At 36.8% G+C, this 26,782-nt stretch carries 22 protein-coding genes and 1 riboswitch; of the genes, 10 read left to right on the forward strand and 12 right to left on the reverse strand.

The features are described 5' to 3' along the window. Nucleotides 1-1,746, forward strand: a complete 1,746-nt coding sequence (locus ACIGHG_RS12010) for a sensor histidine kinase (RefSeq protein ID WP_396548583.1) — start codon at nt 1-3, stop codon at nt 1,744-1,746. A gap of 455 nt (nt 1,747-2,201) precedes the next feature. Here the strand turns inward: ACIGHG_RS12010 and ACIGHG_RS12015 are convergent, their stop codons facing one another. From ACIGHG_RS12015 to rlmD, 4 genes are all read right to left on the reverse strand, one after another. After that, nucleotides 2,202-2,909, reverse strand: coding sequence for a M48 family metallopeptidase (locus ACIGHG_RS12015; RefSeq protein ID WP_336472933.1), 708 nt, complete (start codon nt 2,907-2,909; stop codon nt 2,202-2,204). A 247-nt stretch (nt 2,910-3,156) separates the two neighbouring features. Beyond that, nucleotides 3,157-3,690 (reverse strand): YehS family protein, encoded by a 534-nt coding sequence (locus ACIGHG_RS12020; protein ID WP_336472934.1) that lies wholly within the window; start codon nt 3,688-3,690, stop codon nt 3,157-3,159. Between the two features lie 598 nt (nt 3,691-4,288). Beyond that, nucleotides 4,289-5,251 carry a tRNA dihydrouridine synthase gene (locus ACIGHG_RS12025; protein WP_336472935.1) on the reverse strand — a complete coding sequence of 321 codons (963 nt, stop codon included), beginning with the start codon at nt 5,249-5,251 and terminating at the stop codon, nt 4,289-4,291. A 228-nt stretch (nt 5,252-5,479) separates the two neighbouring features. Further along, nucleotides 5,480-6,856 (reverse strand): 23S rRNA (uracil(1939)-C(5))-methyltransferase RlmD, encoded by a 1,377-nt coding sequence (gene rlmD, locus ACIGHG_RS12030; RefSeq protein WP_336472936.1) that lies wholly within the window; start codon nt 6,854-6,856, stop codon nt 5,480-5,482. Between the two features lie 121 nt (nt 6,857-6,977). Further along, a riboswitch (purine riboswitch) is annotated at nt 6,978-7,079 on the forward strand. A 179-nt stretch (nt 7,080-7,258) separates the two neighbouring features. On the opposite strand from rlmD, the gene ACIGHG_RS12035 reads away from it, so the two are divergent. The 8 genes from ACIGHG_RS12035 to ACIGHG_RS12070 all read left to right on the forward strand — a co-directional run bounded on the left by ACIGHG_RS12035 (nt 7,259) and on the right by ACIGHG_RS12070 (nt 15,009). Next, nucleotides 7,259-8,455, forward strand: coding sequence for a NupC/NupG family nucleoside CNT transporter (locus ACIGHG_RS12035; protein ID WP_090917477.1), 1,197 nt, complete (start codon nt 7,259-7,261; stop codon nt 8,453-8,455). 319 nt (nt 8,456-8,774) lie between these two features. Beyond that, nucleotides 8,775-9,266 (forward strand): RNA polymerase sigma factor, encoded by a 492-nt coding sequence (locus ACIGHG_RS12040; RefSeq protein ID WP_396548586.1) that lies wholly within the window; start codon nt 8,775-8,777, stop codon nt 9,264-9,266. Continuing rightward, complete coding sequence (locus ACIGHG_RS12045; protein WP_336472938.1) at nt 9,266-10,177, forward strand: sigma factor regulator N-terminal domain-containing protein; 912 nt, start codon at nt 9,266-9,268, stop codon at nt 10,175-10,177. Before ACIGHG_RS12040 ends, ACIGHG_RS12045 begins: the two co-directional genes overlap by 1 nt. Before the next feature lie 410 nt (nt 10,178-10,587). Continuing rightward, a complete protein-coding gene (locus tag ACIGHG_RS12050; RefSeq protein WP_336472980.1) occupies nt 10,588-11,694 on the forward strand; it encodes a polysaccharide deacetylase family protein in 1,107 nt (368 codons plus the stop codon). 128 nt (nt 11,695-11,822) lie between these two features. Next, nucleotides 11,823-12,914, forward strand: coding sequence for a polysaccharide deacetylase family protein (locus tag ACIGHG_RS12055; protein WP_336472939.1), 1,092 nt, complete (start codon nt 11,823-11,825; stop codon nt 12,912-12,914). A 95-nt stretch (nt 12,915-13,009) separates the two neighbouring features. Further along, nucleotides 13,010-14,239 carry an aminopeptidase gene (locus tag ACIGHG_RS12060; RefSeq protein WP_396548589.1) on the forward strand — a complete coding sequence of 410 codons (1,230 nt, stop codon included), beginning with the start codon at nt 13,010-13,012 and terminating at the stop codon, nt 14,237-14,239. A gap of 186 nt (nt 14,240-14,425) precedes the next feature. Continuing rightward, nucleotides 14,426-14,722 carry a DUF2089 family protein gene (locus tag ACIGHG_RS12065; RefSeq protein ID WP_098916913.1) on the forward strand — a complete coding sequence of 99 codons (297 nt, stop codon included), beginning with the start codon at nt 14,426-14,428 and terminating at the stop codon, nt 14,720-14,722. A gap of 2 nt (nt 14,723-14,724) precedes the next feature. Continuing rightward, nucleotides 14,725-15,009: a hypothetical protein gene (locus ACIGHG_RS12070; RefSeq protein WP_396548591.1), complete on the forward strand. Its 285-nt coding sequence runs from the start codon at nt 14,725-14,727 to the stop codon at nt 15,007-15,009. Between the two features lie 142 nt (nt 15,010-15,151). On the opposite strand, the gene ACIGHG_RS12075 is transcribed toward ACIGHG_RS12070, so the two are convergent. The 8 genes from ACIGHG_RS12075 to ACIGHG_RS12110 form a co-directional block, all read right to left on the reverse strand. Beyond that, on the reverse strand, nt 15,152-16,561 hold the full coding sequence (locus ACIGHG_RS12075) for an NAD-dependent succinate-semialdehyde dehydrogenase (RefSeq protein WP_396548627.1): 1,410 nt from the start codon (nt 16,559-16,561) through the stop codon (nt 15,152-15,154). A gap of 592 nt (nt 16,562-17,153) precedes the next feature. Beyond that, a complete protein-coding gene (locus ACIGHG_RS12080; protein ID WP_336472942.1) occupies nt 17,154-18,530 on the reverse strand; it encodes a sigma-54 interaction domain-containing protein in 1,377 nt (458 codons plus the stop codon). A 396-nt stretch (nt 18,531-18,926) separates the two neighbouring features. Then, entirely contained in the window at nt 18,927-20,288 is a 1,362-nt protein-coding gene (gene gabT / locus ACIGHG_RS12085) for a 4-aminobutyrate--2-oxoglutarate transaminase (RefSeq protein WP_336472943.1), read from the reverse strand. Nucleotides 20,289-20,763: 475 nt separating this feature from the next. Beyond that, nucleotides 20,764-21,666: a diacylglycerol kinase gene (locus tag ACIGHG_RS12090; RefSeq protein ID WP_090917462.1), complete on the reverse strand. Its 903-nt coding sequence runs from the start codon at nt 21,664-21,666 to the stop codon at nt 20,764-20,766. Between the two features lie 694 nt (nt 21,667-22,360). Beyond that, the gene (gene gatB, locus ACIGHG_RS12095) at nt 22,361-23,791 is read right to left on the reverse strand and encodes an Asp-tRNA(Asn)/Glu-tRNA(Gln) amidotransferase subunit GatB (protein WP_090917460.1); all 1,431 of its coding nucleotides are present in this window, start codon (nt 23,789-23,791) and stop codon (nt 22,361-22,363) included. 14 nt (nt 23,792-23,805) lie between these two features. Next, nucleotides 23,806-25,263, reverse strand: coding sequence for an Asp-tRNA(Asn)/Glu-tRNA(Gln) amidotransferase subunit GatA (gene gatA, locus ACIGHG_RS12100; protein WP_396548594.1), 1,458 nt, complete (start codon nt 25,261-25,263; stop codon nt 23,806-23,808). A 15-nt stretch (nt 25,264-25,278) separates the two neighbouring features. Continuing rightward, on the reverse strand, nt 25,279-25,569 hold the full coding sequence (gene gatC, locus ACIGHG_RS12105) for an Asp-tRNA(Asn)/Glu-tRNA(Gln) amidotransferase subunit GatC (RefSeq protein ID WP_020062440.1): 291 nt from the start codon (nt 25,567-25,569) through the stop codon (nt 25,279-25,281). A 144-nt stretch (nt 25,570-25,713) separates the two neighbouring features. Further along, nucleotides 25,714-25,947, reverse strand: a complete 234-nt coding sequence (locus ACIGHG_RS12110; protein WP_336472946.1) for a YiaA/YiaB family inner membrane protein — start codon at nt 25,945-25,947, stop codon at nt 25,714-25,716. 232 nt (nt 25,948-26,179) lie between these two features. On the opposite strand from ACIGHG_RS12110, the gene ACIGHG_RS12115 reads away from it, so the two are divergent. Beyond that, nucleotides 26,180-26,662, forward strand: coding sequence for a MarR family winged helix-turn-helix transcriptional regulator (locus ACIGHG_RS12115; protein WP_396548629.1), 483 nt, complete (start codon nt 26,180-26,182; stop codon nt 26,660-26,662). Nucleotides 26,663-26,782: the final 120 nt, after the last annotated feature.

Below are 26,782 nucleotides of genomic sequence, written 5' to 3' on the forward strand. Positions count from 1 at the left end.
ATGAAACCATTACGAAGAAGGTTAATTTTTCACTTCTCTCTTCAATTTATTACCTTATCAATTGGGATGATTTTATTAGTTTTTGCTCTATTTTTTTTATTGATTCAACAAATTAGTAGCCAAGAATTAAGACGGAACTTTCAAGCCGGGATACTAGATTGTATTACGACCGATACGATAATCGAAAATGGCGAGGCAAAAATTGATAAGAAATGGGAAAAATTGCTTCGCGAAAGACAAATGTGGGCACAAATTGTCAATGATCAAGGACATGTGATTACATCAAGCAATGCGCCTTCCTCCCTGCCTGAACACTATTCTGTAGGCGACATTTTAGAAATAAAAGAAACGAAACATTTTAGTGAATTTACCGTTTTAACTAAAGTTGATAATACATATAAAAAAGACCATATTTTTATGGTTGGATATAAAGATACACAACAGGATGTATTGGAAGGATTTGTTAAAAATTACAGCTTACATGGTCAGATTTCCAAAACAAATAGAGCTGAATTTGAAGAACAGCTCAAAAAAACAAACGGCACACTTCATATTATTAACAAACAAGGGGATATTATCGAGAATATTGGGAAGCCAATGAATCTAAAAAAATATGATCCTTTAGATATTGTTTCAAGAGAAACCGCACCTGGTATTCATTCAACGAAGATGTCTGTTTATAATGATCCTTCTTCCGATAAGATTTGGATTTTACATACACCAAAAAAGAAAGATAAAAATCAAACACTATCTATCATGGAGGAATATCTTATTGGTTTTGGTATCGTAAGTGCCATCGTGTTGTTAATTACAATTACCCTTTCTTCTTGGAACGGTTTCCGTTATGGCAGACCGCTATTTCTTTTTACAAGTTGGTTAGAAAGAATGGAACAAGGCAATTATGATGAAGTATTAACTGAAAAAGAAAGAAAAAAAATTTACCGCAAAAACGGTAAAGTAAGAATGCGTTATCGTTTGTATAAAGAAGTTATCAATGCTTTCTACAAAATGGCGGAAAAACTAGATGCATCGGTAAAAGAACGAGCAAAGCTGGAAAAAACACGAGAAGAATGGATGACCGGTATTTCTCATGACCTTCGTACCCCCCTGTCTTCCATCCAAGGATATGGACATTTATTAGAAAGTGGGCATTATGATTGGTCAGCCGAAGAACTTGAAGAAATAGGAAAAACGATTCGCGAAAAAGGAGATTACATGCTTCACCTAATTGAAGATTTTTCACTTACGTTTCAGCTAAAAAATAATAATCTCCTTCTTTCTAAAGAAACATATCAATTGAATAATCTCCTTGAAACAATTTTTAATAGATTTTCCGATGATCGAACATTACAAGACTATCGCTTTCACTTTAAGCCTATTCATAAACAAGTAGAAATTGAGGCAGATAGAAAATGGTTCGAGCGAATGATGGACAACTTAATTTTTAATGCCATTAAACATAATCCTAGCGGAACAACTATCACCATTGGGGCCTCTGAATCTCCAAAAGGACTACAAATCTGTATTGAAGATAACGGTGTCGGCATGGATGAAGAAACGATGGGCCAGTTATTTGAACGCTATTACCGCGGAACGAACACCGATGAACAAATAGAAGGAGTCGGCCTTGGTATGAGTATCGCCAAACAAATCGCTACTCTCCATGGAGCTACATTAGAAGTACAATCTGAAATTGGAAAGGGAACAAAAGTGGATATATACTTATCAAAAGCTTCCTCGTTATAATGAGGAAGCTTTTCTTTATGTATAACGGCTTAAAAACTATTATCTCGGAGATTGACTTCCCCATTTCTTATGCTCCATTGCACATTTATTAGCTGATCTCACTATTTTCTATGTAATGGCTAGCGGCTAATGTCGAGAAACTTAGCTACTTTTGACTTATTATGCTTTTTAACAATTACTTATTTTTTGGCGCCTTCCATTAAAGATCGATATTTAATTCTTACTCATTCTATATAAAAGAAAGATGAGACACTACTAGTAGTAGCGCTCACCTTTCTTTTATTTATAACAATTTCCCCGTTTACTTCTCGCTCTTTTCAAGCCAAGCCACACACTCCACATGTCCAGATTATATGCGGCAATACAATAGGGTGTTTGTGAGTTCAGTTATAAGAAAAGAAGCAATTATAAACTAAAACTGTAGTGCAATAGTAATTGCTCCAACGATGTCACTGTTAAATAGTCATTTTCCAGCTTGATAATGCTAACCAGTTTTCCAGTTCCTTATAATCAGGCATTATTTTCCCAACAAGGCGCCAAAAGGATCGATCATGATTTAGATGGACCATATGGCACATTTCATGAACGACTACATAATCGATTACCCTCGGCGGTGCCATTGCTAGCTTCCAATTAAATGTTAACTGCAGCTTTGAATCACAGGTTCCCCAGGTACGGTTACTATCTGAAATACGGATTGAACGCGGCTTTGTTTTAAAGTTACTTTGATACGATTTTATACTCTTCTCTACTAACCCTTTGCACTGCTGATAATAAAATCGTTTCAAAGCCTGCTTTATTTTCTCATCCTCAAGCTGTTTCACATATATATGCAACTTACCTTCTTCAAACACTGCACTGTCTTGCCCAATACTTGCGTCTTGAGAAATCTGTATCGGATATGTATTCCCTAAATATAAAAAGCTCTCCCCTTGATCATAGATTTTCTCCTGTGGCCCAAGCATTCTATCCTTCATTTCCTTGCGTGTTTTCTGAATCCAATCCCACTTCTCCTCTAGCAATTGGATTACGTATTCAACAGGCGTTCCTTTAGGAGCCTGAACTTCAACATTTCCGTAAGAATCTATGTAAATACGTACGGATTTTTTCTTCTTGTAATTTATATGAAAATTAATTGTCTCACCTGAGTATGTATGTATCATTTCATCACCTAGAGTATTCGTTCGTGTTATTTTTGCATTATGCCTATGCATGATGTATTAAAAATGATTAAAAAATAAGAGTAGGATAAAAACTTCCTACTCCATCCATCGTATCGTTTCCTTTCTTAACATGAATACACATGTGCACTCACCATGCAAATACATGTAATATTAATTAGTTACAACACTTGTTGCTTCGAGATAATTTTCTTCCACATCATTTATGTGTAAAAGAATTCGCAATTCCTTATCCTCTATATTTTACAGCTAATCCCTTTAAGAAATTCCTTGCGTATCTATCACCGCACTCTTTATAATTCTTATGGCCTTCTTTTCTTAATAAAGCGCTTAATTCTCCTTTTGTTACCTTGACTCCTACTTCTTCTAATATATCAAGCACATCCTCACTCGTTAATGATAGTGCTATTTTTATTTTCTTTAGAAGAAGGTTATTGGCACTTTCATTACTTTGTAAAGGCATCGCTTGTCTATCCGGTTGCCCTGGTTTTGGATTTTGTTTTCCTCTTTTAAAAATAATAAAGCCATTCAAAAATGACTCTAACATAATATTATCGCATGTTAGTACGTAATCACTTTCAACTACATCACCATCATTGTCAGCTTCATTCTGAGGACTTTTCTTTAATTTTGTAAGCATCCCAACTACTTCTTCTTTCGTTACTTCAATGCCACCAAGTTTAAATATCTCCACCATATCTGTATCTTTTATATCCATAGAATATCTTACTCTCTTTAATATATCATTATTGCTCATACCCATTGTTAATCCTCCTAAAATGTTGATTATTTATCCAGCAGTCAAAGTGTATACTCTAACATGCTCTAAATTATCATGTTAAATAAAATCGTATCACCAAGAATCGTCCTTAAGATTGTATTCCCCAACACTTTTAAGCTAATGCCCACTAAATTAATACTTTAACACTTTAAAGACATGTTTTATAGTTTTACCCGAATTAATACTTGTGAAGGTTATACCAAAAACCCCAAGAAGACCTTGAGTCTGAAGAAAGATTAACATGATTTTTTGATTCATTCTTGTCTCTTTCATTACGCCTGTGGATTTGGTCTATATTTGTTAAACCCGGAAGTACGCTTATAAGATTCTTTCCGCCGCAACATTAAAATGCTGCCATTTGTACAGAACTGGAGATAGCAACCATAGACATTGCCTCGGTACCATGAATTCAAGTACATCTCTATAAATCATGCTTGTAGTAAAATAACCCGAAGCGTTGACTAAAAGAAAAAGCAGTGCTTTGATTTCTCAAAAACACTGCCCGTTTCCTGCCCAAAACTTATTTTACGAAAGACGACTTTCCCGCATTCAGCCTCCACAGTTCATTGTCCCCGTCCCATCAACATTCTTTTTCAAAGTTATCAAGCAATGCACGCACTTCATCTGTTGATTTCGTACTCATCAATTGATTTCTTAATTCAGCAGCTCCATGGAATCCTTTGACATAAATTTTGAAAAAGCGATGAAGCCCTGTGATTGAACGTGGCAGTACTTCCGCATATTGATCTTGAAGATCAAGCTGCAGTCTTAAAAGATCAAGGTATTCTTTACTGCTATGCTCTTTTGGCTCTTTTTCAAAAGCAAAAGGATTTTTAAAAATACCTCGCCCGATCATAACGCCATCAATACCATATTGCTGGGCAAGCTGCAGCCCAGTTTGACGATCAGGAATGTCTCCATTGATTGTTAGTAGCGTATTTGGTGCGATACGGTCACGTAATTTTTTGATTTCCGGAATTAGCTCCCAATGCGCATCTACTTGGCTCATTTCCTTTCTTGTACGTAAATGAATAGAAAGGTTCGCAATATCCTGTTTTAAAATATGCGTTAGCCACTCCTCCCACTCATTTACATCCTTATAGCCAAGTCGTGTTTTCACGCTGACAGGCAGCCCGCCCGCTTTTGCTGCTTGAATAAGTTCTGCCGCAACGTCTGGACGCAGAATAAGGCCACTACCTTTCCCTCTCGATGCCACATTCGGTACAGGGCAGCCCATATTAATATCGATGCCTTTAAATCCTAGCTCTGCCATGCCGATACTCATTTGACGGAAATATTCGGGATTATCCCCCCAAATATGTGCCACCATTGGCTGTTCATCTTCTGTAAAAATCAAACGGCCACGCACACTTTTCATACCCTCTGGATGACAATAACTATCCGAGTTTGTAAACTCTGTGAAAAATACATCCGGTCGACCGGCTTCACTTACTACGTGACGAAAAACAACATCTGTCACATCTTCCATTGGTGCAAGTACAAAAAATGGTCGTGGTAAATCACGCCAAAAATTATCTATCATTTCAAACTCAAATCCTCTCACTATGAAGCCAAATGTTCCACTTCTTTTACACTTATATTATGCTTAATAACTTATTATCAAACACAAGTACATTTGGACATTTATAATTTGTGAAAAACTATTGTGAAAATCGGCAATGTTTATTTTAACTAAAATCGGTCCTGAATGGTATTTTTATAAACAAAAAAGCAGGTGGCATAGATTTTTTCTATATCAACTGCTTTTCTATTATACCAACTTCAACCAAGCCACACACTCCACATGCGTAGTATGCGGGAACATATCCACAGGCTGAACCTCCTGCGTCTTATACCCACCTTCTTCAAGCACCTTCAAATCACGAGCAAGTGTCGCTGGGTTACATGATACATATACAACATGTTTTGGTTTCATGTCGATGATTGTGTCTAATAGTGCTTCATCGCAGCCTTTACGAGGCGGATCGACGACGATTGTGTCGGCGATGATACCTTGTTTGTACCAGTTTGGGATAACTACTTCTGCTTCTCCTACGCCAAATTCAACGTTTGTCATGTTGTTTAATTCTGCGTTTCGGTTTGCGTCTTCGATTGCTTCTGGAACGATTTCAACGCCGTATACTTTTTTTGCTTTTTGCGCTAGGAATAAGGAGATTGTTCCTATGCCGCAATATGCGTCGATGACTGTTTCGTTTCCATCTAGTTTTGCGTACTCGAGTGCTTTGTCATATAGCACTTTCGTTTGTGTTGGGTTTACTTGATAGAAAGAACGTGCTGAAATCGCAAATTTAATGTCACCGATAAAGTCATAAATATATTCTGATCCGTATAGGACTGTTGTCGCGCTGCCGAAAATGACGTTTGTCCGTTTGTTGTTTACGTTTTGGACGATCGATTTTACACTTGGGAACTTCGCTGTGATTTCGTCGATGATTGCCTGTTTGTTTTGAAGTTCTGCGGTGCGTGTAATAAAGACAAGCATAATTTCCCCTGTTACTTGTCCGTAGCGAGCCATAACGTGACGAAGTGTTCCTTTGTGGCGCTCTTCGTTGTACGCTGTTATGCCGTGCTTTTCACAAATGCGTTTTACTTCTTGAATTAATGTATCGTTTTCTTCTGCTTGGATTAAGCATGTTTCCATATTAATGATGTCATGCGTTCCTTGGCGGTAAAAGCCAGCGACAAGTCCGCCTTCACGTTCGCCAATTGGTACTTGTGCTTTATTTCGATATACCCATGGGTTTTCCATACCAAGTACAGGGTGAACGGGTACATCATGTAGTCCGCCGATGCGCTGCATCACGTCACGTACTTGTTTTTCTTTTGCTTGTAGTTGTCCTTCATATGTTAGGTGCTGAAGCTGACAACCGCCGCACTGATTGTATACTGGGCATTCTGCGTCTTTGCGATATGGACTTTCTTTATGAAGCTTCATTAAACGACCAAAAGCAAAGTTCTTTTTTACTTTAATAATTTTAATTTGCGCTTCTTCACCTGGTAATCCGTTTTTGACGAAAATAGGATAGCCCTCCACTTTCGCAACACCGGCGCCGTCATGTGTTAAATCTTCAAACACTACATCTATAAACTCGTTTTTTTCAACTGGTGGCGTCATTTTATTACTCATTTTCCGACCTCTCTTTTTTCATAACACTGCGTTACATTTTACCATACTCCCTCGCTCTTTAGCCATTGGAAGAAAAAATCTATTGACGACAATTCTTTATAAATGTTACGCTACTACTAATTGCATACGGATGGTGTTACCTCATATATACTTGATGATATGGATCGAGAGTCTCTACCCGGCAACCGGAAATTGCTGGACTATGGGGAAAACTAATGAATAGTAGCTTTTTTATTATATATATAAAGACTCATATTGATTAGCTTTCTCGCATAGAAGGAAGTCGATCTGTATGGGTCTTTTTTTATTTTTATTTTAAAGGTCAGACATCATACGTATGACTTGAAACCTTTGAGGGTAACTCCTCTATTTACTTAACAACATCTGAAAGGAGAAGATTTTGTGCACTATGTAATGAGTATTATCGGCATTCTTGCCGTATTAGGAATTTGTTTTGCTTTCTCTACCAACAGAGCAAAAGTGAATTTCCGCGCTATTATTATTATGCTTGTTTTCCAAATTTTAATTGGTTGGTTTGTATTTGGAACAAAGATTGGTCAGCAAATTATTGTTTTTATCGGTCAAGTTTTCAATAAATTAATTAAACTTGGTACGACAGGTGTAGACTTTTTATTTAACGGCATTCATAAAGATTTTGTCTTTTTCTTTAATGTATTATTAATTATTGTCTTTTTCTCTGCACTACTTTCTATTTTTAGTTATCTTGGCATTTTACCTTTTATCGTTCGCGTTGCTGGCGGTGCGATTTCAAAAATTACAGGTTTGCCGCGTGTGGAATCGTTCCATGCTGTAAACTCAGTCTTCTTTGGATCAAGTGAAGCATTACTTGTTATTAAAAATGACCTACAGCATTTTAATGCAAACCGTATGTTTATCATTTGCTGCTCGGCAATGAGCTCTGTATCAGCTTCTGTCACAGCATCTTATGTGATGATGTTAGATACAAAATATGTATTAGTAGCCTTGCCGCTAAACTTATTCTCCAGTCTTATCGTTTGTTCATTATTAACACCAGTTGATACGGCACAAGAGGATGAAAAGCTCCAAAAGTTCGATAAAAATATGTTTGGTAACAGCTTAATCGATGCAATGATTAACGGTGCATTAGACGGTTTAAAAGTAGCCGGAATTGTTGCGGCATTAATGATTGCTTTTATCGGTGTAATGGAAGTTGTAAACTTCGTAATCTCTTCCGCTTCAGGTGCAATTGGTCATAAAATTACATTACAACAAATTTTCGGTTACATTCTTTCACCATTTGCTTTCTTAATGGGAATTCCAGCACATGATGTTATTTCTGCTGGCGGTATTATGGGAACGAAGATTGCATTAAACGAATTCGTTGCGATTTTAGATTTAAAGAAAATCATGACAACATTATCCCCTCGCACAGTTGGGATTGTAACAGTATTCTTAATTAGCTTTGCAAGCATTAGCCAGATTGGCGCAATCGTTGGTACAATTCGTGCTCTATCTGAAAAACAAGGGAGCGTTGTATCACGCTTTGGATGGAAACTCCTTTGTGCTTCAACATTAGCTTCTATTTTATCTGCGACAATCGCAGGATTATTCATTTAACTAGCAGATAGCTTCCTATTTTAAAAATAGGAAGCTATTTTTTATTTTCTTCACAAAACCTATATATAGTTTCATTCTTTCAACATACAACTCACCACTATGCAAAACACACCATGACAGCTACTTGCTTTCTCCTTTTTGTTTTAAACGTTGCACGTGGCAGAAAAAGTCCCTGACCGTTTCTATGCACGGCCAGATGCTCTCGTCCTCTCCTAAAAAGAAAGAGGGTTTTTATGTCGATTTTTCAATATAATTGATTCATTTAAGTGTATACATTTATTATTATTTATTCGTTGTATAAGTATAGGGAGGACAAATAATGAAAAAAGAAGATATACTCGCCTCCTATCTTATCAATTTAGGAGAGGAAGTGTTCAACCTATTACTAGCGAAAGGAGCAAAAAAAGAAGATGCTGAAGATATAATTCAAAACACTTTTTACAAAGTGTACACACTTCTGGATGATCTAACTGAAAGCAATATACGTCCGTGGTTTTTTAGAGTCGCACTCAATGAATATATTGACTTAAAAAGAAAAAAAGAGCAGCAGAACATCTACTTAACTGAGGAAATTTATTCAAAGCTACAATATACAGACAGCGAATTTGATGCACTTTTAAATAAAGATGAGATTTTCTATTTATTAAAAGATGTCAAAAAAGAATATAAAGAGGCTTTCTTTTTAAAGTATTACTATGATTTTTCATATGAAGAAATTGCGACTATTTTGGACATTAAAGTAAGCAGTGTAAAACAAAAATTATATCGTGCACGTAAATTTATTCAGTCAAAAATAGGAGGAAAACATTAATGGACACTTCGTTAAAAGATGCTTTAAAAAAAGCTAAACGAAAACAATTACTAAAAATCGTCATTACTTCTATTATCGTTGTACCTATTCTATTACTAATCTTTTATAAAGCTGGCAATTACTTTGCGGCAAAAAGTTCTACAAGACTTCACGAACAACTCTTTTTACATAATGAAATTGCCGAACCTAATATCAAAATCAACTCTCAAGTTACGAGTAACTCCTCCATGTTTGGTGGTAACATTGTGACGAATCGCTCTAAAAATATTAATGGTTATTTAGTACAATGGAGCACACTTACAAGTTCGTATGATTGGCTTCGCGTTAATATCGATCACAATGAGTTAATACCAGGATTTTATTGGTCTGATACAGAGTTCTATGAGTATGATAAACAAACAAAGAAGAAAGTTGCGACATTTTATCATCCATCTATTAAAAAGTACTATGATGGTGTACAAAATGAACTAGGTGAAATTTCACAAATGGAAAATCACGTTGCGGAAGTTGCAATTTCTTTCGATCAGCCTTATACATTACAAGAAATTCAAGCAAAGATTCCCGATAACTTAAACATCGCATGGTTATATATGACATCACCAATTGCAGATGAAAGTAAGGGACCTGCTGGTGTGCCTGTTTATGGATTCGATCCATCTGATTCACCGAAAAAGGCATACAATAGCTTTATTGATGCACTTAAAAAATATGATACAGATGGTAGTGACGAAACAATCCAGAAGTTTTTAAAATCAAATAAAAATAAACAGTTTGATGAGGTAAAAATTTTAGGGGTAATGCTGACTGGTCAAACCAAAAATTTTAAGGCCTTAGAAAATCAAGATTTTATTCGTGGTGCTTCTGTAGGGGCTACTGCACAAATCGTCCCTTATATTAAGCCGAAGAAATAATAAGCAAGAGACCAGATGAACATTTGGTCTCTTTTATTTGTTAATCTGTCCTTTTGTTATAACAGACAAACAAAAAATACAGTATGAACATCCCATTTCATACCGTTTTTTTAACATACAAGTTGCTGCCATACAAACTACACCGTGACCGCTACTCGCTTTCTCCTTTTTGTTTTAAATGTCGCATGTGGCAGAAAAAAGCACTGACCGTTTCTATACACAGCCTAATGCTCTCGTCTCCCTAAAAAAGGATGTTTTTTATATCGTTTTTTCTGATACATATACATCTTCCTGATAAGTTATAAAAATCCAGCATCTTTGTCGTAATTATCCAAAAAAGGATATTCCCCTCTCCATTCGAGAATGATATGATTAACAAGGATATAATACACAATAGAAGGATGGATATGATGAAGAAATACGCACTATTGGCTTTACTTTCTTCTACTATTCTCGTAGGCTGCAACGCTAGCGTAACTAGTGATAAACAGAAAAAAGAAGCAGCTACCGAGAAGAAAAAAGTTGAAGCGAAAACAGTCGACGTTCCCTTAGCACAAGGGAATATAACATGGGAGCCTTTTGCACCTGATGCAAAAAATACCGTGCTCTATATGAACAATTTAAAAGATGCGTTTAAAGAAGTACAATACCACGTTTGGCGCACTGCTGATGGCCCTGAAAGCAAACAAACATTTTCATCACATGAAAAAGAACGTAACTTTGCTTTCCCATTCCACTTAAAAGCTTTCAATTTGAAACGCGGGGAATATCAAATTGAAACAACAGGATTAAAAGAAGATGGCACACAAGTACCTCTTGCTAAATCTACAATTACATTCCAACAATCTGTACCAATTCTAATGTATCATGCAATTGAAAAATACTCAGGACCCGGTGACGGTGAATTAGGTTTGTATGTACCACCAGAACAGTTCGAATTACATATGAAATATTTAAAAGATAATGGGTATACAATGCTGACTTTTGAACGTTGGGGTGATATAAATCGTGTTAATAAACCTATCTTTATAACGTTAGACGACGGCCGAAAAAATAATATGAATGCCCTTAAAATTTTACAAGGTTTAAAAGATGACAAATTTCACCCAGCAGCAACAGAGTTTATCGTTGCCAATGATATTGATGCACCAAATCGTCTTTCAAAAGATGAAATTAAACAGATGGTCGATTCTGGTATTTTCTCTATCCAATCGCATACATCTACTCATGCAATGATGGCTTTTTCAAACAATTACGATGAAGAATTACGGGTTTCAAAGGAGAAAATTCAAAGTCTTACTGGTCAGAAAATCATTGCTCTTGCGTATCCAGTAGGTTCTTATAACGATCAAGCTGTTGCAGAAACAAAAAAATATTACGAATTTGCAGTAACAACAGATCATGGCAATCATCTGACCAAAGGTTTACCGAACGAGCAATATTTAATTAAACGCCATTTTGTTGGACCTAAAACAACAATGGGTGAATTTACGGCATTGGTAAGAGAGCGCAATTAATAATATAAATTCCTGCCGCATAACAGCGACTGCTATGTGGAAAAATGAAAATGAATTTATATATTGTAAGGCTGTTTTTATGAATAAAGCAGCCTCTTCTTATACTTTGATTAAAGGATGCTTATACTATGAAAAAATATATTTCTACTATACTACTCTCTACTCTGTTCATCGCTGGTTGTAGTAATTCGACGCAAACAGAACCGAAAAAAGAAGCAGCAGCTTCCAAGCAGCAAACCGCTAAGAAAACAGAGGCGAAAGTGCAGCCTCAAGGGGCTATTTCATCGAATCCAATTACACACGAATCAACAAATACTGTTATCTATACAAAAGATGTAAAAGATCCCCTTACAGAGGTGCAATATAAAATTTGGCGCACTGCTGACGGAAAAGAAAGTGTAAAAACATTTTCTTCTAAAGAAAAAGCAAATCATTTTTCTTTACCGTTCGATCTGAAAGAATTTGAAGGAAAGCGCGGAGAATATCAAATTGAAGCAAATGGTGTAAAAGAAGATGGAAAAATAGTTCCACTTACAAAAGGAGCAATTGTCTTTCAGCAGCATGTACCGATTCTAATGTACCATGCGATTGATGATTATAAAGCAGGCGACGGTATTAAAGACCTTTTCGTCTCCCCTGCCAACTTTGAAGCGCAAATGAAGTATTTAAAAGATAATGGCTATACACTTTTAACCTTTGAACGTTGGAACGACATTAACAAAGTGAACAAACCAATTTTCGTTACATTTGATGATGGTATGAAAAATAATCTAAACGCTTTTCATATTTTACAAAAGCTTAAAGATGACAAATTCAGACCAACTGCAACAGAATATATGATTATCAATTCCATCGATACAGATGGTTCTCTATCTACAGCTGATATAAAAGAAATGGTGAATTCCGGAATCTTCTCTGTTCAATCTCATACAGCAACACATGCGGATTTACCAAAAATCACAAACTATGAAGAAGAGCTAAAAGGTTCAAAGGAGAAACTAGAAAAAATTACTGGAAAACCCGTTATTGCTATTGCTTATCCATTCGGCCATGTAAATGATCAAGTTGTTGCAGAAACGAAAAAATACTATCAATTTGCGACAACAACGAAACCTGGACAATTTATTACAAAAGGTGAACAAGATGAGTTATTACGTATGAAACGTGTCCGTATTCATAACAACACGACTGTAGAACAGTTTGCGTTAGCAATTAAATAAGAAAATAGAACCCGATTACAATTGGGTTCTATTTATAATTTCAGAATTTTCCTGTATTATGTATATAATAAATATTGAAACAAAGGAGAATACATATGTCATTTGAACAAACATTAGAAAAGTATGCTGCACTAGCCGTAAATGTCGGAGTAAATATTCAACCGGGACAAACATTAAGTATTGGCGCACCAATTGAAGCTGCCCCGTTCGTTCGTCTTGTTACAAAAAAAGCTTATGAATCTGGAGCAAAACATGTATACGTTGACTTTGTAGATGAGCAATTATCACGCTTAAAATTTGATTTAGCACCAGAAGAAGCGTTTGCTGAATTCCCTGCTTGGAAAGCACGTGCACGTGAGGAACTAGCAAAAGAAGGCGCAGCATTTATGTCTATTTACGCAGAAAATCCAGATTTATTAAAAGGTGTGGATCCAAAGCGTATTGCGAGTGCAAACCGAGCAGCTGGGGAAGCGATGAAAACAGTTCGCGAATATATGCAAGCTGACAAAGTAAGCTGGTGTGTGATTTCTGTTCCAACAGTAGAATGGGCAGCAAAAGTATTCCCAGATGTCCCGAAAGAAGAACAAGTCGCAAAATTATGGGATGCTATTTTCCAGGCTACTCGTGCGAACTTAGAAAACCCTGTTGAAGCATGGAACGAACATAACGATAACTTACATACGAAAGTACACTACTTAAACGATAAACACTATAAAGCATTATCCTATAAAGGACCAGGCACAGATTTAACAATCGAACTTCCTGAAAAACATTTATGGGTTGGCGCTGGCAGCGTTAACGAAAAGAATGTACCATTCATGGCAAACATTCCAACTGAAGAAGTATTTACAATGCCATTAAAAACAGGTGTAAACGGCTATGTAACAAGTAAAAAGCCATTAGTTTATGCCGGAAATGTGATTGATAACTTCACACTTACATTTGAAAACGGACGCATTGTAGACTACAAAGCTGAAGTTGGCGAAGAAACATTAAAACACTTAGTTGAAGCAGATGAAGGTTCTCACTTCTTAGGAGAAGTTGCATTAGTACCTCACGATTCACCTATTTCTAATACAAATATTTTGTTCTACAATACATTATTTGATGAAAATGCATCTTGCCATTTAGCAATCGGTAATGCTTATGCTTTCAACTTAGACGGCGGTAAAACAATGTCAAAAGAAGAACTTGCAGAAAACGGTGCAAACTCTAGTATTACACACGTAGACTTTATGATTGGCTCCGGCGAACTAGATATTGATGGTATTACAGCAGATGGTACTCATGAACCAATCTTCCGTAAAGGGAATTGGGCGTTTTAATTGTAAAGTTACAATAAAATTATTTCATTTTAAAACCTAAAACAAACATAACCCCGTTCTAAATTTAGGACGGGGTTATGTTTGTTTTAATGAATAAAATTTAAAATATTTTTAATTTTATTCAATATTATATTGAATATTTTTTATAAAAAGTTTAATATCATTAAAGTAAGGTGGTGGTTATTTATGGAAAGGGAAGAAATTCCTTCATGGGTTCTCGCTTTAGATAAAGAGTCTTTAGAATTTATTAGAAAGTTCATATTGAATTCTGGCTCTTTAAAAAACATGTCTAACTTGTATGATGTTTCTTATCCAACAGTACGTGCCAAATTAGATAGGTTAATAAAAAAGATCGAAGTACACAGTAAAGAAGATGATGTAGAGTTTGTAAATATGATTAAGGGACTTGTTATTGATGAGCGAATTAGTCTAGACGTTGCTAAAATCATCATAGAAAAATATAAAAAAGAAAGGGATGTTTAATTATGAATCCTATAGTTGGAATACTAGTTACTATTGTTATAATAGTTACGCAAGCCTTTTTATCATCTCGAAAAAACCCTTATTTAGGTGGAATTTTCCCTTTAGCATACATAGGTTTTATTAGCTTCTTTTTTAATAAGCTAATAACCAATGGTGATTATTTTTCTACATGGCTAATGATAATAGCTGGTTTATGCAGTTTTTTAAGTATATGGGCTTCAGGCAGAAAACGTTTTAAAAAAAAGAGACAAAAAGAATTAGATCTAATTGAGTTACAGAATCTCTAATTTCAAGAAATCTTTGTATTGTTAAATTTTTTTCATTTTATAAGGTAACATGAGATACTATCACATCATCAGAAAGCTTAATGTAAATTAGTACCCATACAATAAAAAATCGCATCAACGGTTTCGTTGATGCGATTTTTTTTTATAGTCCTAATGAAATATATTTAATTTCTAAATACTCTTCAATTCCAAAGTGACCACCTTCACGGCCGATACCACTTTCTTTAAATCCACCAAATGGCGCTTGTGCAACCGATGGAAGACCGTCATTTAAACCAATAATTCCATATTCCAATGCTTCACTAATTTGAAACGCTTGGCTAATATTTGTTGTAAAGACATATGCTGCTAAGCCATACGGTGTGTTATTCGCACGCTCAATTACTTCTTCAGCTGTTTTAAATTTGGCAACAGGTGCAACCGGCCCAAATGTTTCTTCTGTCATACATAACATCTCATCATTCGCTTCACCGATTACAGTTGGCTGAACAAAGTGACCATTTAATTCTTCAATCTTTTGTCCTCCGTTCAGTACCTTTCCACCCTTTTGAATTGCATCTTCTATATGTTCTTGCACTTTTTCAACAGCTGACCCATCAATAAGCGGTCCGACAGTTGTACCTTCTGCAAAACCGTCACCTACCTTTAATTCTTCTACAGCTTTTTGGAACTTCTCTATGAATTTTTCATATACATCTTCTTGAACAAATACTCGATTCGTACAAATGCAAGTTTGACCAGCATTACGGAATTTCGAACCGATTACTGCTTCTGTAGCTTTATCTAAATCCGCATCATTCATCACAATAAACGGTGCATGGCCACCTAATTCTAGAGAAACTTTTTTCACTGTTTCTGCAGCACTGCGCATTAACTCTTTACCAATTTCCGTTGATCCCGTAAAGGATACCTTTCTCACACGTCCATCATTCATCCATGTATCAGCAATTGCTTTCGCACTGCCTGTTACAATATTTAAAACACCTTTTGGAATGTCGGCTTCATGCGCTAGCTCAGCTAGTTTTAATGCTGTTAATGGCGTCTGGCTTGCTGGTTTCACAACTGCCGTACAACCAGCTGCTAATGCAGGTGCTACTTTTCTTGTAATCATAGCTGCCGGGAAGTTCCACGGCGTAATTGCTGCTATGACACCAACAGGTTGTTTCGATACAAGGATTCGCTTATTAGGGTGAGAAGCAGGAATCATTTCGCCATATACACGCTTTCCTTCTTCCGCATACCACTCTACAAAACTATTTGCATAGTTTACTTCACCAAGTGCTTCCGGGAACGGTTTTCCTTGTTCCTTTGTCATAATAGCTGCGATTTCTTCTTTCTGCTCATCAATTAATGTGAACCACTTTTTCAATTTGTTCGCACGCTCTGCTGCTGTTAACTTCGACCAAGCCTTAAATGCTTCATGTGCAGCATCAACTGCTTGCTTCGCCTCCGTTACCCCGCCTTTTGGAACAGTAGCAAACACTTCTTGTGTAGCAGGATTGTTAATTTCAATTTGCTCATGCAAATGAATCCACTCTCCATTTATGTACATCGCTTTCTTCTCTAACATTGCTTTTTTATCCAATTTGTTCGTCCTCCTTTATCTTTACTATGATATACCTTTTTATGTAACCTAAAAAATAAGATGCTCGCGGCTACGCAGAACACTACATGACCCGCACTCGCTTTCTCCTTTTGTTTTACCTGGCATGTGGCAGAAACAAGCCCTGACCGCTTCTACGCATGGTCCATCCAAAAAAGAAAGGTTTTTATGGCGAACTTTTCAACATATAAATCGCTGCCATGCAGAACACGACATGACTCGCACTCGCTTTCTCCCTTTGTTTTAAACCCGGCATGTGGCAGAAAAGGGCACTGACCGCTACCATACATGGCCAGACGCTCTTGCTCCCCCAAAAAAAGAAAGAGTTTTCAAGAGGTAGTCAAAGATACTTTCTAATCATGTAAATCCTTTTCAATTTCCCAACATCCAAACCGCTGCATGCTAAATAAAACCGGATCCGCACTCGCTTCCTCCCTTTGTTTTAAACCTAGCATGTGGCAGGACAGGCACTGACCGCTTCTACGCACGGCCAGTTGCTCTCGCCCATCTCAAAAAAGAAAGTTTTTTTATGTTTGGTTTTTCAATTCGTATTTATCGATACTTCTTCCTCTTCAATAAACTTTTTAATTTTTCTCGTTGCTGCAGACTGACTAATTTTTAGCGCTTCCGCTACTTTATAGCTTGACCCGTGTACTTTATACGCCTTCAAAATAATACTGCGCTCTACTTCTTCTAACATTTCATACAAACTTTTCCCCGATTGCTCAATTGTCGACTTTTGCATAGATAACGGTAAATCCTCCATTGTAACAAGCTCATCTGCAGTAATGACAACACGTTCCATTACATTTTCTATTTCTCGGTTGTTTCCTTCCCAAGGATATTCTAAAAATGCATGTAACACATGCGGGGATAATGTCACACTGCGTCCATACTTCTCGTTAAAATGATGCAAGTAATAATAAACGAGCGGTAAAATGTCTTCCTGCCTCTCACGTAAAGGAGGAATATAAATTGGAATAACATTAAGGCGATAGTATAAATCTTTTCGAAACGTTCCCTGTTTCACCATCTCTTGCAAATTTCTATTCGTTGCAGCTACAATGCGAACGTCTACTTTTTTTAATTCTCTGCCCCCCACCAAGCGAAACGTTTTTTCCTGTAATACTTGTAAAAGTTTCGCCTGAATTTCAAGAGGCATTTCTCCAATTTCATCTAAAAAGAGCGTTCCTTTATGAGCCAGTTCTAAAATTCCTTTTTTCCCTTCACGATGCGCACCTGTAAAAGAACCGCCTGCATATCCAAATAATTCGGATTCAATTAAATTCATTGGCAAAGCCGCACAATTGATTTCATAAAACATTTCGTTTTTCCGATGACTCAGTTCATGTAAATGGCGTACTAATCGACTTTTTCCAACTCCAGTCTCTCCTAAAACAAGAACTGTACTATCGACTACAGATACCTTTTTTATTGTTTCAACTATTCTCTCCATAGCTGCACTTTTAAAAATAAGTCCTTCATGTTCATATGTTTCTCGTAATTCTTTTTTATACGTTTTTAATTGATCGGTCATTGTCTCTACCTTTTGGCGCAATTGATAGAGCTCTGTTAAATCACGCGAGTAGCTAATAACCCTTCGTAAATTGCTCTGATCATCAAAAACTGGCCGTGTGCGAACATGTAAATATTCTCCCGATTTTGTTGTTTGTACAAGTTCAATCGGCTTCTGTTTTTCAATCACTTCAAGAGTTGCTGACGGATAAAAAATCCCTTCCTTTTGCAGCTCTTTTACACTCTTACCAATTAATTGTTCCGCCGGTAACTGGTAATGTCTTTCACACATGCTGTTTACACGAACGACAATCCCTTTCTCATCTGTTACAAAAATTTCATCAAAAGCGTATTCAAATACATCTTTTAAATCCATAAACGCTCGTTCCTTTTCCGCCACCATCCCAGTCACTCCCTGAGGTTTAAATATTTTAAAAGTTTCATAACCCTGTTTTGAAATACCGCAGAGTTTACCTTTTAATAGGCATAATATGCAAACACGTCCAATTTATATAATGCTTTCATATCATTATATAACAGGGAGCATGGGAACAGTGGCAAACAAGTTTTTAAAATATAGATTTAATACAGCTTCTATGCACGGCCGCCATATTAAAGGTTTTATCATTTTCCCAACACATAAGCCACGGCCTCGCAGAATACAACATGACCGCTACTTGCTTCCTCCTTTTGTTTTAAACCTGGCATGTGGCAGAAAAGGGACCTGACCGCTTCTATGCGCGGCCAGTCGCTCTCACCCCTCTAAAAAAGGAGGTTTTTACGCCAATATATATACAGCTTACACGTGCGCTTTATCTACTTTTCCATAACAAGATTGCAGCGACTCTTCTAAAATCATCAGCCCTTCTTCAAGTTGCTCATCCGTAATCACAAGCGGCATTAGTACGCGAACGACATTTCCGTACGTACCTGCCGTTAATAGCAGCAAACCTCTTTTATTTGCTTCTGCAGTAAGATTTGCAGCTAGTTCTTTATTCGGTTCTTTCGTCATTTTGTCTTTCACTAATTCAAAGGCACACATCGCTCCTAATCCGCGAACATCACCAATGCATTCATATTTTCCAGCCATTTGATGAAAACGATCCATCACTACTTTTCCAATCTGCACAGCTCTTTCATTTAAATTTTCTTTCTCCATTACTTCAAGAACAGCTAATGCAGCACTGCATCCTAATGGACTTCCGGCATACGTTCCGCCTAGTTCACCAGGTGCAGCCTCATTCATTACTTCTTTCCGGCCAATTACACCGCTAATTGGCACGCCTGCCCCTAGCGATTTCGATACAGTAATTAAATCCGGTACGACATCGTAATGGTCAATCGCAAAGTATTTCCCCGTACGGCCAAATCCTGTTTGAATTTCATCAGCAACGAACAAAATACCATGTTCAGCACATAAACGGTGTACTTCTTTCACAAACTTTTTACCTGGAACAATAAAGCCGCCTTCTCCTTGTACAGGCTCCATCACAACAGCAGCAATACTTTCTGGTGCTACTTCTGTGATTAAGAAATTTTTAAACTCTTCAATAATGAAATCTTCATATTGCTCTTCTGTTAATCCCGCTGGGCGACGATATTCGTAAGGAAATGGAGCTTTATACACTTCTGGTGCAAATGGACCAAATCCGTTTTTATATGGCTTTACTTTACTTGTCATTGTCATCGTCATTAACGTGCGGCCATGAAACCCTTTTGTAAAGGCTATAATCCCTGTTCGTTTCGTATACTTACGAGCAATTTTCACTGCATTTTCAACCGCTTCAGCTCCGCTATTTAAAAACAAAACTTGCTTATCAAATTCACCCGGTGCTAATGCAGCTAGCTTTTCTGCCAATTCAATATACGACTCATACATCATTACGTTAAAACCTGTATGGATATATTGATCGATTTGCTTATGAAGAGCTTCTGTAACGGTCGGGTGACAATGTCCGACGTTAATTGTACCGATTGCCCCCGCAAAGTCGATAAATTGATTCCCATCCACATCTGTCACAAGTGCTCCTTGAGCCGATTGCACAAATGTTTGAATTCCATTGCTTACTCCTCTTGGTACAATATTTTGACGGCGTTCAAATAATGAAGCTGCTTTTGAACCCGGAATATTTTGATTAACTTTAGCAAAATTTGTTCTCATAATATTCTCCACCTCTTTTAGTCATTTGCTTTTTATAATGCAAAATTTGTGCCAACTTACAAATGCACGATTCTCTTATGTTTCCGTGCATCTTGATACAAAAATAAGTCCTTGAAGACTCATTCCGAGTCTTCAAGGACTTGTCTAAAAGATTTCTCTATATAAATCGCTGCTACGCCTGGCCAGTTGCTCTTGCTCCTCTAAAAAAGGCAGTTTTTATGTCAATTTTTTTACTTATATATAAACCCATTTTGATTTTCCAACATTCAAATCACTGCAATGCAAAACACAACATGATCTACTCTCGCTTTCTCCTTTTGTTTTAAACATGGCACGTGGCAAGAAAAGGCACTGACCGCTTCTATACATGACCAGCTGCTCTCGACCACTCAAAAAAGAAAGGTTTTTTATATCGGTTTTTCAATTTGTATTTATATAACTAGTAATTTTCCATCCTTCACAAAAAAACTACCTTTTACAAGGTAGCTTCTTGTTGCTCTGGAACAAATAATTCCAAACAGTGATACACATTTTCAAACTCCATCGGTGCATCACCGCCGTATTCACCGTCTAAATTAATCATTAATTTTTCTGTTGAATGTACTTTAATTCGATTTGCTTGTGTATATAACACTTTTGGATTATTGATATGCTCACCGCGCTGCGCTTGTGTCGCTGCTTTAATTAAGTCCGCAATCGATCCTTTTTTTAATATTAACAAATCAAACAAACCATCATTAATAGATGCATACGGCGCTACTTTTTCAAAGCCGCCGACTGATCGTGTATTTGTAATTAAAAACATTGTAATTTCTTCTTGCAGTAATTTTCCATCATATTCAATTTCTACATATGTCGGATGTAAGGATGGTAACATTTCAATACCTTTTAAATAATACGCAAGCTGTCCAAGTACAGTTTTTAACTTACTTGGCACTTCATATGTTAATTCAGTTATGCGGCCACCGCCTGCAATATTAATAAAGTATGTATCATTTGCTCTTCCAAGATCGAGAGGTACCGTTTGACCAGCACAAATGATATCAACAGCTTCTTCAATTGTACGAGGTACACCAATCGCCCTAGCAAAGTCATTTGTTGTTCCAACTGGAATAATTCCAAACTTTGGACGATATTCATTTCCAACTAACCCATTCACAACTTCATTCAATGTACCGTCGCCACCTGCTGCAATAACAACATCAAACTTACGATCTGCCGCTTGCCTCGCTGCCACAGTTGCATCTCCAGGACCTGTTGTCGCATGACATGACGTTTCATACCCTGCTTGTTCTAATTTTCGCAGTACTTCCGGTAAGTTTTTCTTAAACAACTCACGACCAGAAGTTGGATTATAAATAATTCTTGCTCGTTTCATATAACATTAGCACAGGAAAACCCTCATTCATCAAAAAAGGGAAAGGAATAGCCGCTAAGCACTTACTTAGCATTCCTATGCATACCCTCCTTCCATTTTTCACTCTCACGAAGCCCTATAACTTCATTTTTCACATTAAGGAACTATTTATTTCATCTGATGAAAAAATTCTCTCTAAATTTAGATTTATCATTATTACAAGTTTTTTGCAACCATCTTACCATACTTAACATGACAGCATTTTGCTTATATTTGTCAGTTAATCAAACGTTTGTTTAAACGAAATACCATTTAAACAAACGTTTGATTAACCCAGAAAAACACCCATATATGGGTGTTTTTCTGATTAATCGTTGTTGTTACTGTCTAGCTCCAGTGGCTAGAACAGTCAGTCGTTTCGCCTCCTCCGACGAAGCAAAAAGCACTTCTCTGTCGAAAGCTCCAACGCCTTCCCGTTCTAATCGAGCCACCTCTGCCTTTCGTTATATATATCCACTCTAATTTTTCAAAATCCAAGTTGCTGGTATGTAAAACAAAAAGTGATATGCTACCTCTCTTTGTTTTAACATTGCCTGTGGCAGAAAAGGGCCCTGACCGCTCTAAACATGGCCAGCCGCTCTCGCCCAGCTAAAAAAAGTGGTTTTTATGTTGTTTTTTCAATTTGGATTTATATATCTAGCTCCGCTTTTCTTTATTATCGCTTGTTAATCTCTTCAAGTAAGATTTTATTAACAAGCGGCGGATTTGCTTGTCCTTTTGTTGCCTTCATGATTTGACCAACTAAGAAGCCAATTGCACGGTCTTTACCGTTTTTGAAATCTTCAATAGATTGTTCGTTATTATCAAGAATTTCTGTTACGACTTTGCGAAGCGCTCCTTCGTCAGAAATTTGAACAAGACCTTTAGCTTTTACGATTTCTTCTGGGTCTCCACCTTTTTCAATTAATTCGTTAAATACTTTTTTCGCAATTTTAGACGAAATTGTACCTTTTTCAATTAATTGAATCATTTTAGATAAACCAGCTGGTGTTAATGCTACGTCTTGTAATTCTTTTTGTTGTTTGTTTAAGTATGCTAATACTTCACCCATTAACCAGTTTGATGTTAATTTCGCGTCTGCACCGTCTGCAACTGTTGCTTCGAAGAAATCAGACATCTCTTTCGTTAATGTTAATACGTGTGCATCATAAGCTGGTAAGCCAAGCTCTTCAACATAACGTACTTTACGAGCATCTGGAAGCTCAGGAATAGAAGCACGAACGCGCTCTTTCCACTCATCGTCGATGTAAAGTTCGACTAAATCTGGCTCTGGGAAGTAACGATAATCGTCAGATCCTTCTTTTACACGCATTAAGATCGTTTTCTTCGTCGCTTCATCATAGCGGCGTGTTTCTTGTTGAATGATACCACCAGATAATAGCTCTTTTTCTTGACGCACTTGTTCAAACTCAAGACCTTTTTGAACATAAGTGAAAGAGTTTAAGTTTTTCAGTTCTGCTTTTGTACCGAACTTTTCTTGTCCAACTGGACGAAGGGAAATGTTCGCATCACAACGAAGTGAACCCTCTTCCATCTTACAATCAGATACGCCTGTATATTGAATGATTGATTTTAATTTTTCTAAGTATGCATACGCTTCTTCTGGTGTACGCATATCTGGCTCAGATACGATCTCGATTAACGGCATACCTTGACGGTTGTAATCAACTAATGAGTAGCCTTCGCTTGTATGCGTTGATTTACCTGCATCTTCTTCTAAATGAAGACGTGTAATACCGATGCGTTTCTTTTTGCCGTCTACTTCAATTTCAATCCAACCATTTTCCCCAATTGGTTTATCATATTGAGAAATTTGGTACGCTTTCGGGTTATCTGGATAGAAATAGTTTTTACGGTCAAATTTTGTTTCCGTTGCGATTTCACAGTTTAATGCCATTGCAGCTTTCATTGCAAAGTTAACTGCTTCTTTATTTAGAGTTGGAAGCACCCCAGGATATCCTAAGTCAATTACACTTGTTTGTGTATTTGGATCCGCTCCGAATTCTGTTGGACTCGCAGAGAAAATTTTCGAATTCGTTTTTAACTCAACGTGAACCTCTAAACCGATAATTGTTTCAAAATTCATCTATGCTCGCCTCCTTACAGACTTGCTTTTTTTGTATGATAATCTGTTGCTTGCTCAAACGCATGTGCAACGCGATAAATTGTTGCTTCATCGAAGTGTTTACCGATAATTTGCAGTCCAAGCGGCATGTTATTTGCACCGAATCCACATGGAACAGAAATTGCTGGAACACCTGCTAAGTTTACTGGAATTGTTAAAATATCATTTGCATACATTGTCATCGGATCATCGATTTTTTCGCCCACTTTAAACGCTGGAGTTGGCGTTGTTGGTCCAATAATAACATCATAGTTCGCAAATACATTTTCAAAATCATTTTTAATTAGTGTACGTACTTGTTGTGCTTTTTTGTAATATGCATCATAGTAACCAGAGCTAAGTGCAAATGTACCAAGCATAATACGACGTTTTACTTCGTCACCGAAGCCTTCGCTACGCGTATTCTTATAAAGGTCTATTAAATTATTCACATTATCAGAACGAACGCCGTAACGTACGCCGTCAAAGCGTGAAAGGTTTGCAGACGCTTCAGAAGAAGAGATTAAGTAATACGTTGCTAATGCATATTTAGAGTGTGGAAGCGAAACTTCTTCCCAAGTTGCGCCCATGCCTTCTAACACTTTTAAAGCCGCTAGTACAGACTCACGAGCCTCTTCGCCAACACCTTCACCTAAATATTCTTTTGGTACACCGATGCGTAAACCTTTTACATCGCCAGTTAAACCAGCTAAGTAATTTCCAACTTCAATGTTTGCAGAAGTTGTATCCATACGGTCTACACCAGAAATAGCTTGTAGTAAGTATGCATTGTCTTCTACTGTACGCGTAATCGGTCCGATTTGGTCAAGAGAAGATGCAAACGCTACTAAACCGAAGCGAGATACACGACCATATGTTGGTTTTAAACCAACAACGCCGCAATATGCAGCTGGTTGACGGATCGAACCACCTGTATCAGAACCTAAAGAGAATAATACTTCTCCTGCCGCTACTGCTGCTGCAGAACCACCGCTAGATCCACCTGGAACATAATCTAAATTCCATGGATTCTTTGTTGCATAAAAACCAGAGTTTTCGTTAGAAGAACCCATCGCAAACTCGTCCATGTTTAATTTACCGATTGTAATTGTGTCAGCAGCGTTTAGCTTTTGCACAACTGTTGCATCATAAATTGGATCAAAGTTTGCTAAAATTTTGCTCGCACATGTTGTACGAAGACCTTTTGTTACGATGTTATCTTTCACACCGATTGGCATACCAAATAGTAAACCATTCTCTTCAGCGCCTAACTTCGCATCGAGTTCTTTCGCTTTTGCACGTGCATTTTCTTCATCTAATGTAAGAAAAGCTTGTACGTTACCTTCAACATCCGCAATACGTTTGTAAGATTCTTCCACTAAATCCGTAACGGAAATTTCTTTGCTATGTAATTTTTTATGTAACTCTGATACAGAATGATCAAATAATGACATCGAAATTCCCCTCCTCTATTCTAATACTGCTGGAACACGGATTTGATTCTCTTTGTGATCCGGTGCATTTTTTAATACTTCTTCAACTGGTAAACCTTTTTCAGGTACGTCTTCACGCATAATATTTTTCATATCTAGTACGTGAGTTGTTGGTTTTACGTTTGTTGTATCTAATTCATTTAACTGCTCTGCAAATGTAACAATTGCATCGAGTTGTTTTTGAAATTTTTCTGCTTCTTGATCTGTAATCGCAAGACGTGCTAAATGGGCAACGTGCTTTACATTCTCAACGGAAATTCTTGACACGGCTAGGCCACCTCCATAATATATCGTACAATCTACAATACTATTGATGATACCAAATTTTCAGTAGTTCAAGCAAGTGAGCACATAAGACTTACAGCATTTTTACATAAAAAAAGAAAGGCTTTTGCCTTCCTTATCATTTTATTACTTTTCAATTGGTTCTTTCTTTGGAAGGTGTGCATTATCTTCCTCATTATCACGAATTGTTTTTTGCAGTACAAAACTAGACATTGTTAAAAATAATGTACCAATTAAATAATAGCCTTTTACACTAAGTGGTTCCTCTAACGTATAAATACCAATTAACATACCAGAAAGCGCACAAACGAAAGATGTCCATGCTAAAAACGTGAACGCTTGGGTGTTTCTCTTTCTCATTATTATCCTCCTTATCATTGCTCAATTCACCATTGAACAGGGAACTATTATCCATATTATGCAGGAATATGTAAAATAACCTATCTTTTGTATTACTCTAGCATATATATAGTTCTTTATAAAGAATAAAATAGATTTAGTCTGAAAAATCGAAAAATATTTGACATTTATTACAATTGAACATAGAATGAAAATATATTACGAACTTCGAAATATACGGGAGTGGAAATTTTTGCTGCAATACGAACATTTTTTAGACTTACTGCTTGATAACGCCAAGAAGCTTTTCTATCCAGAAGAATGGGTAAGCCTTGATTTATCACTTTCAAAAACGGAAGTATTTTGTCTACTATGGATGGAGCGAAATACAGACATTACGATGAGTAAAATTGCGGAACTTCTCGATATTCCAATGAGTACAACAACAGGTGTAGTCAATCGTCTCGTAAAAAAGGAATATATTGAGCGCTACCGAAGTGAAAGTGATCGTCGCATTGTATTGATTCGTTTAACGGAAACTGGTATAAGGCTTGTAGAAGAAGTAAAACAAAATGCTGCTTATTACTTTAACCTTGTAACAGAAGCACTATCAGAAGAAGAAAAAGCATTTTTACTGCAGATCTTCCAAAAAATCATGAATCATATTGCTACATCACAACAAAAAACAGAAGAAAAGCTTACTTCACCTAAAATAAAAAACATTCCGATCGAATAAAGTGAAACTTTAATCAGTGGGGCTCTTCATCCCCCACTGATTATCCGCCCTCACCAATCGGGCTTTTACGGGCAGTTTATCTCCCACTTAGCTTCTGTGCACCGCCAAACTCTGAAACGA

Origin of the sequence: Bacillus sp. NPDC077411 (genome assembly GCF_044543425.1) — a bacterium.
In the GTDB taxonomy this organism is placed as follows: domain Bacteria; phylum Bacillota; class Bacilli; order Bacillales; family Bacillaceae_G; genus Bacillus_A; species Bacillus_A bruguierae.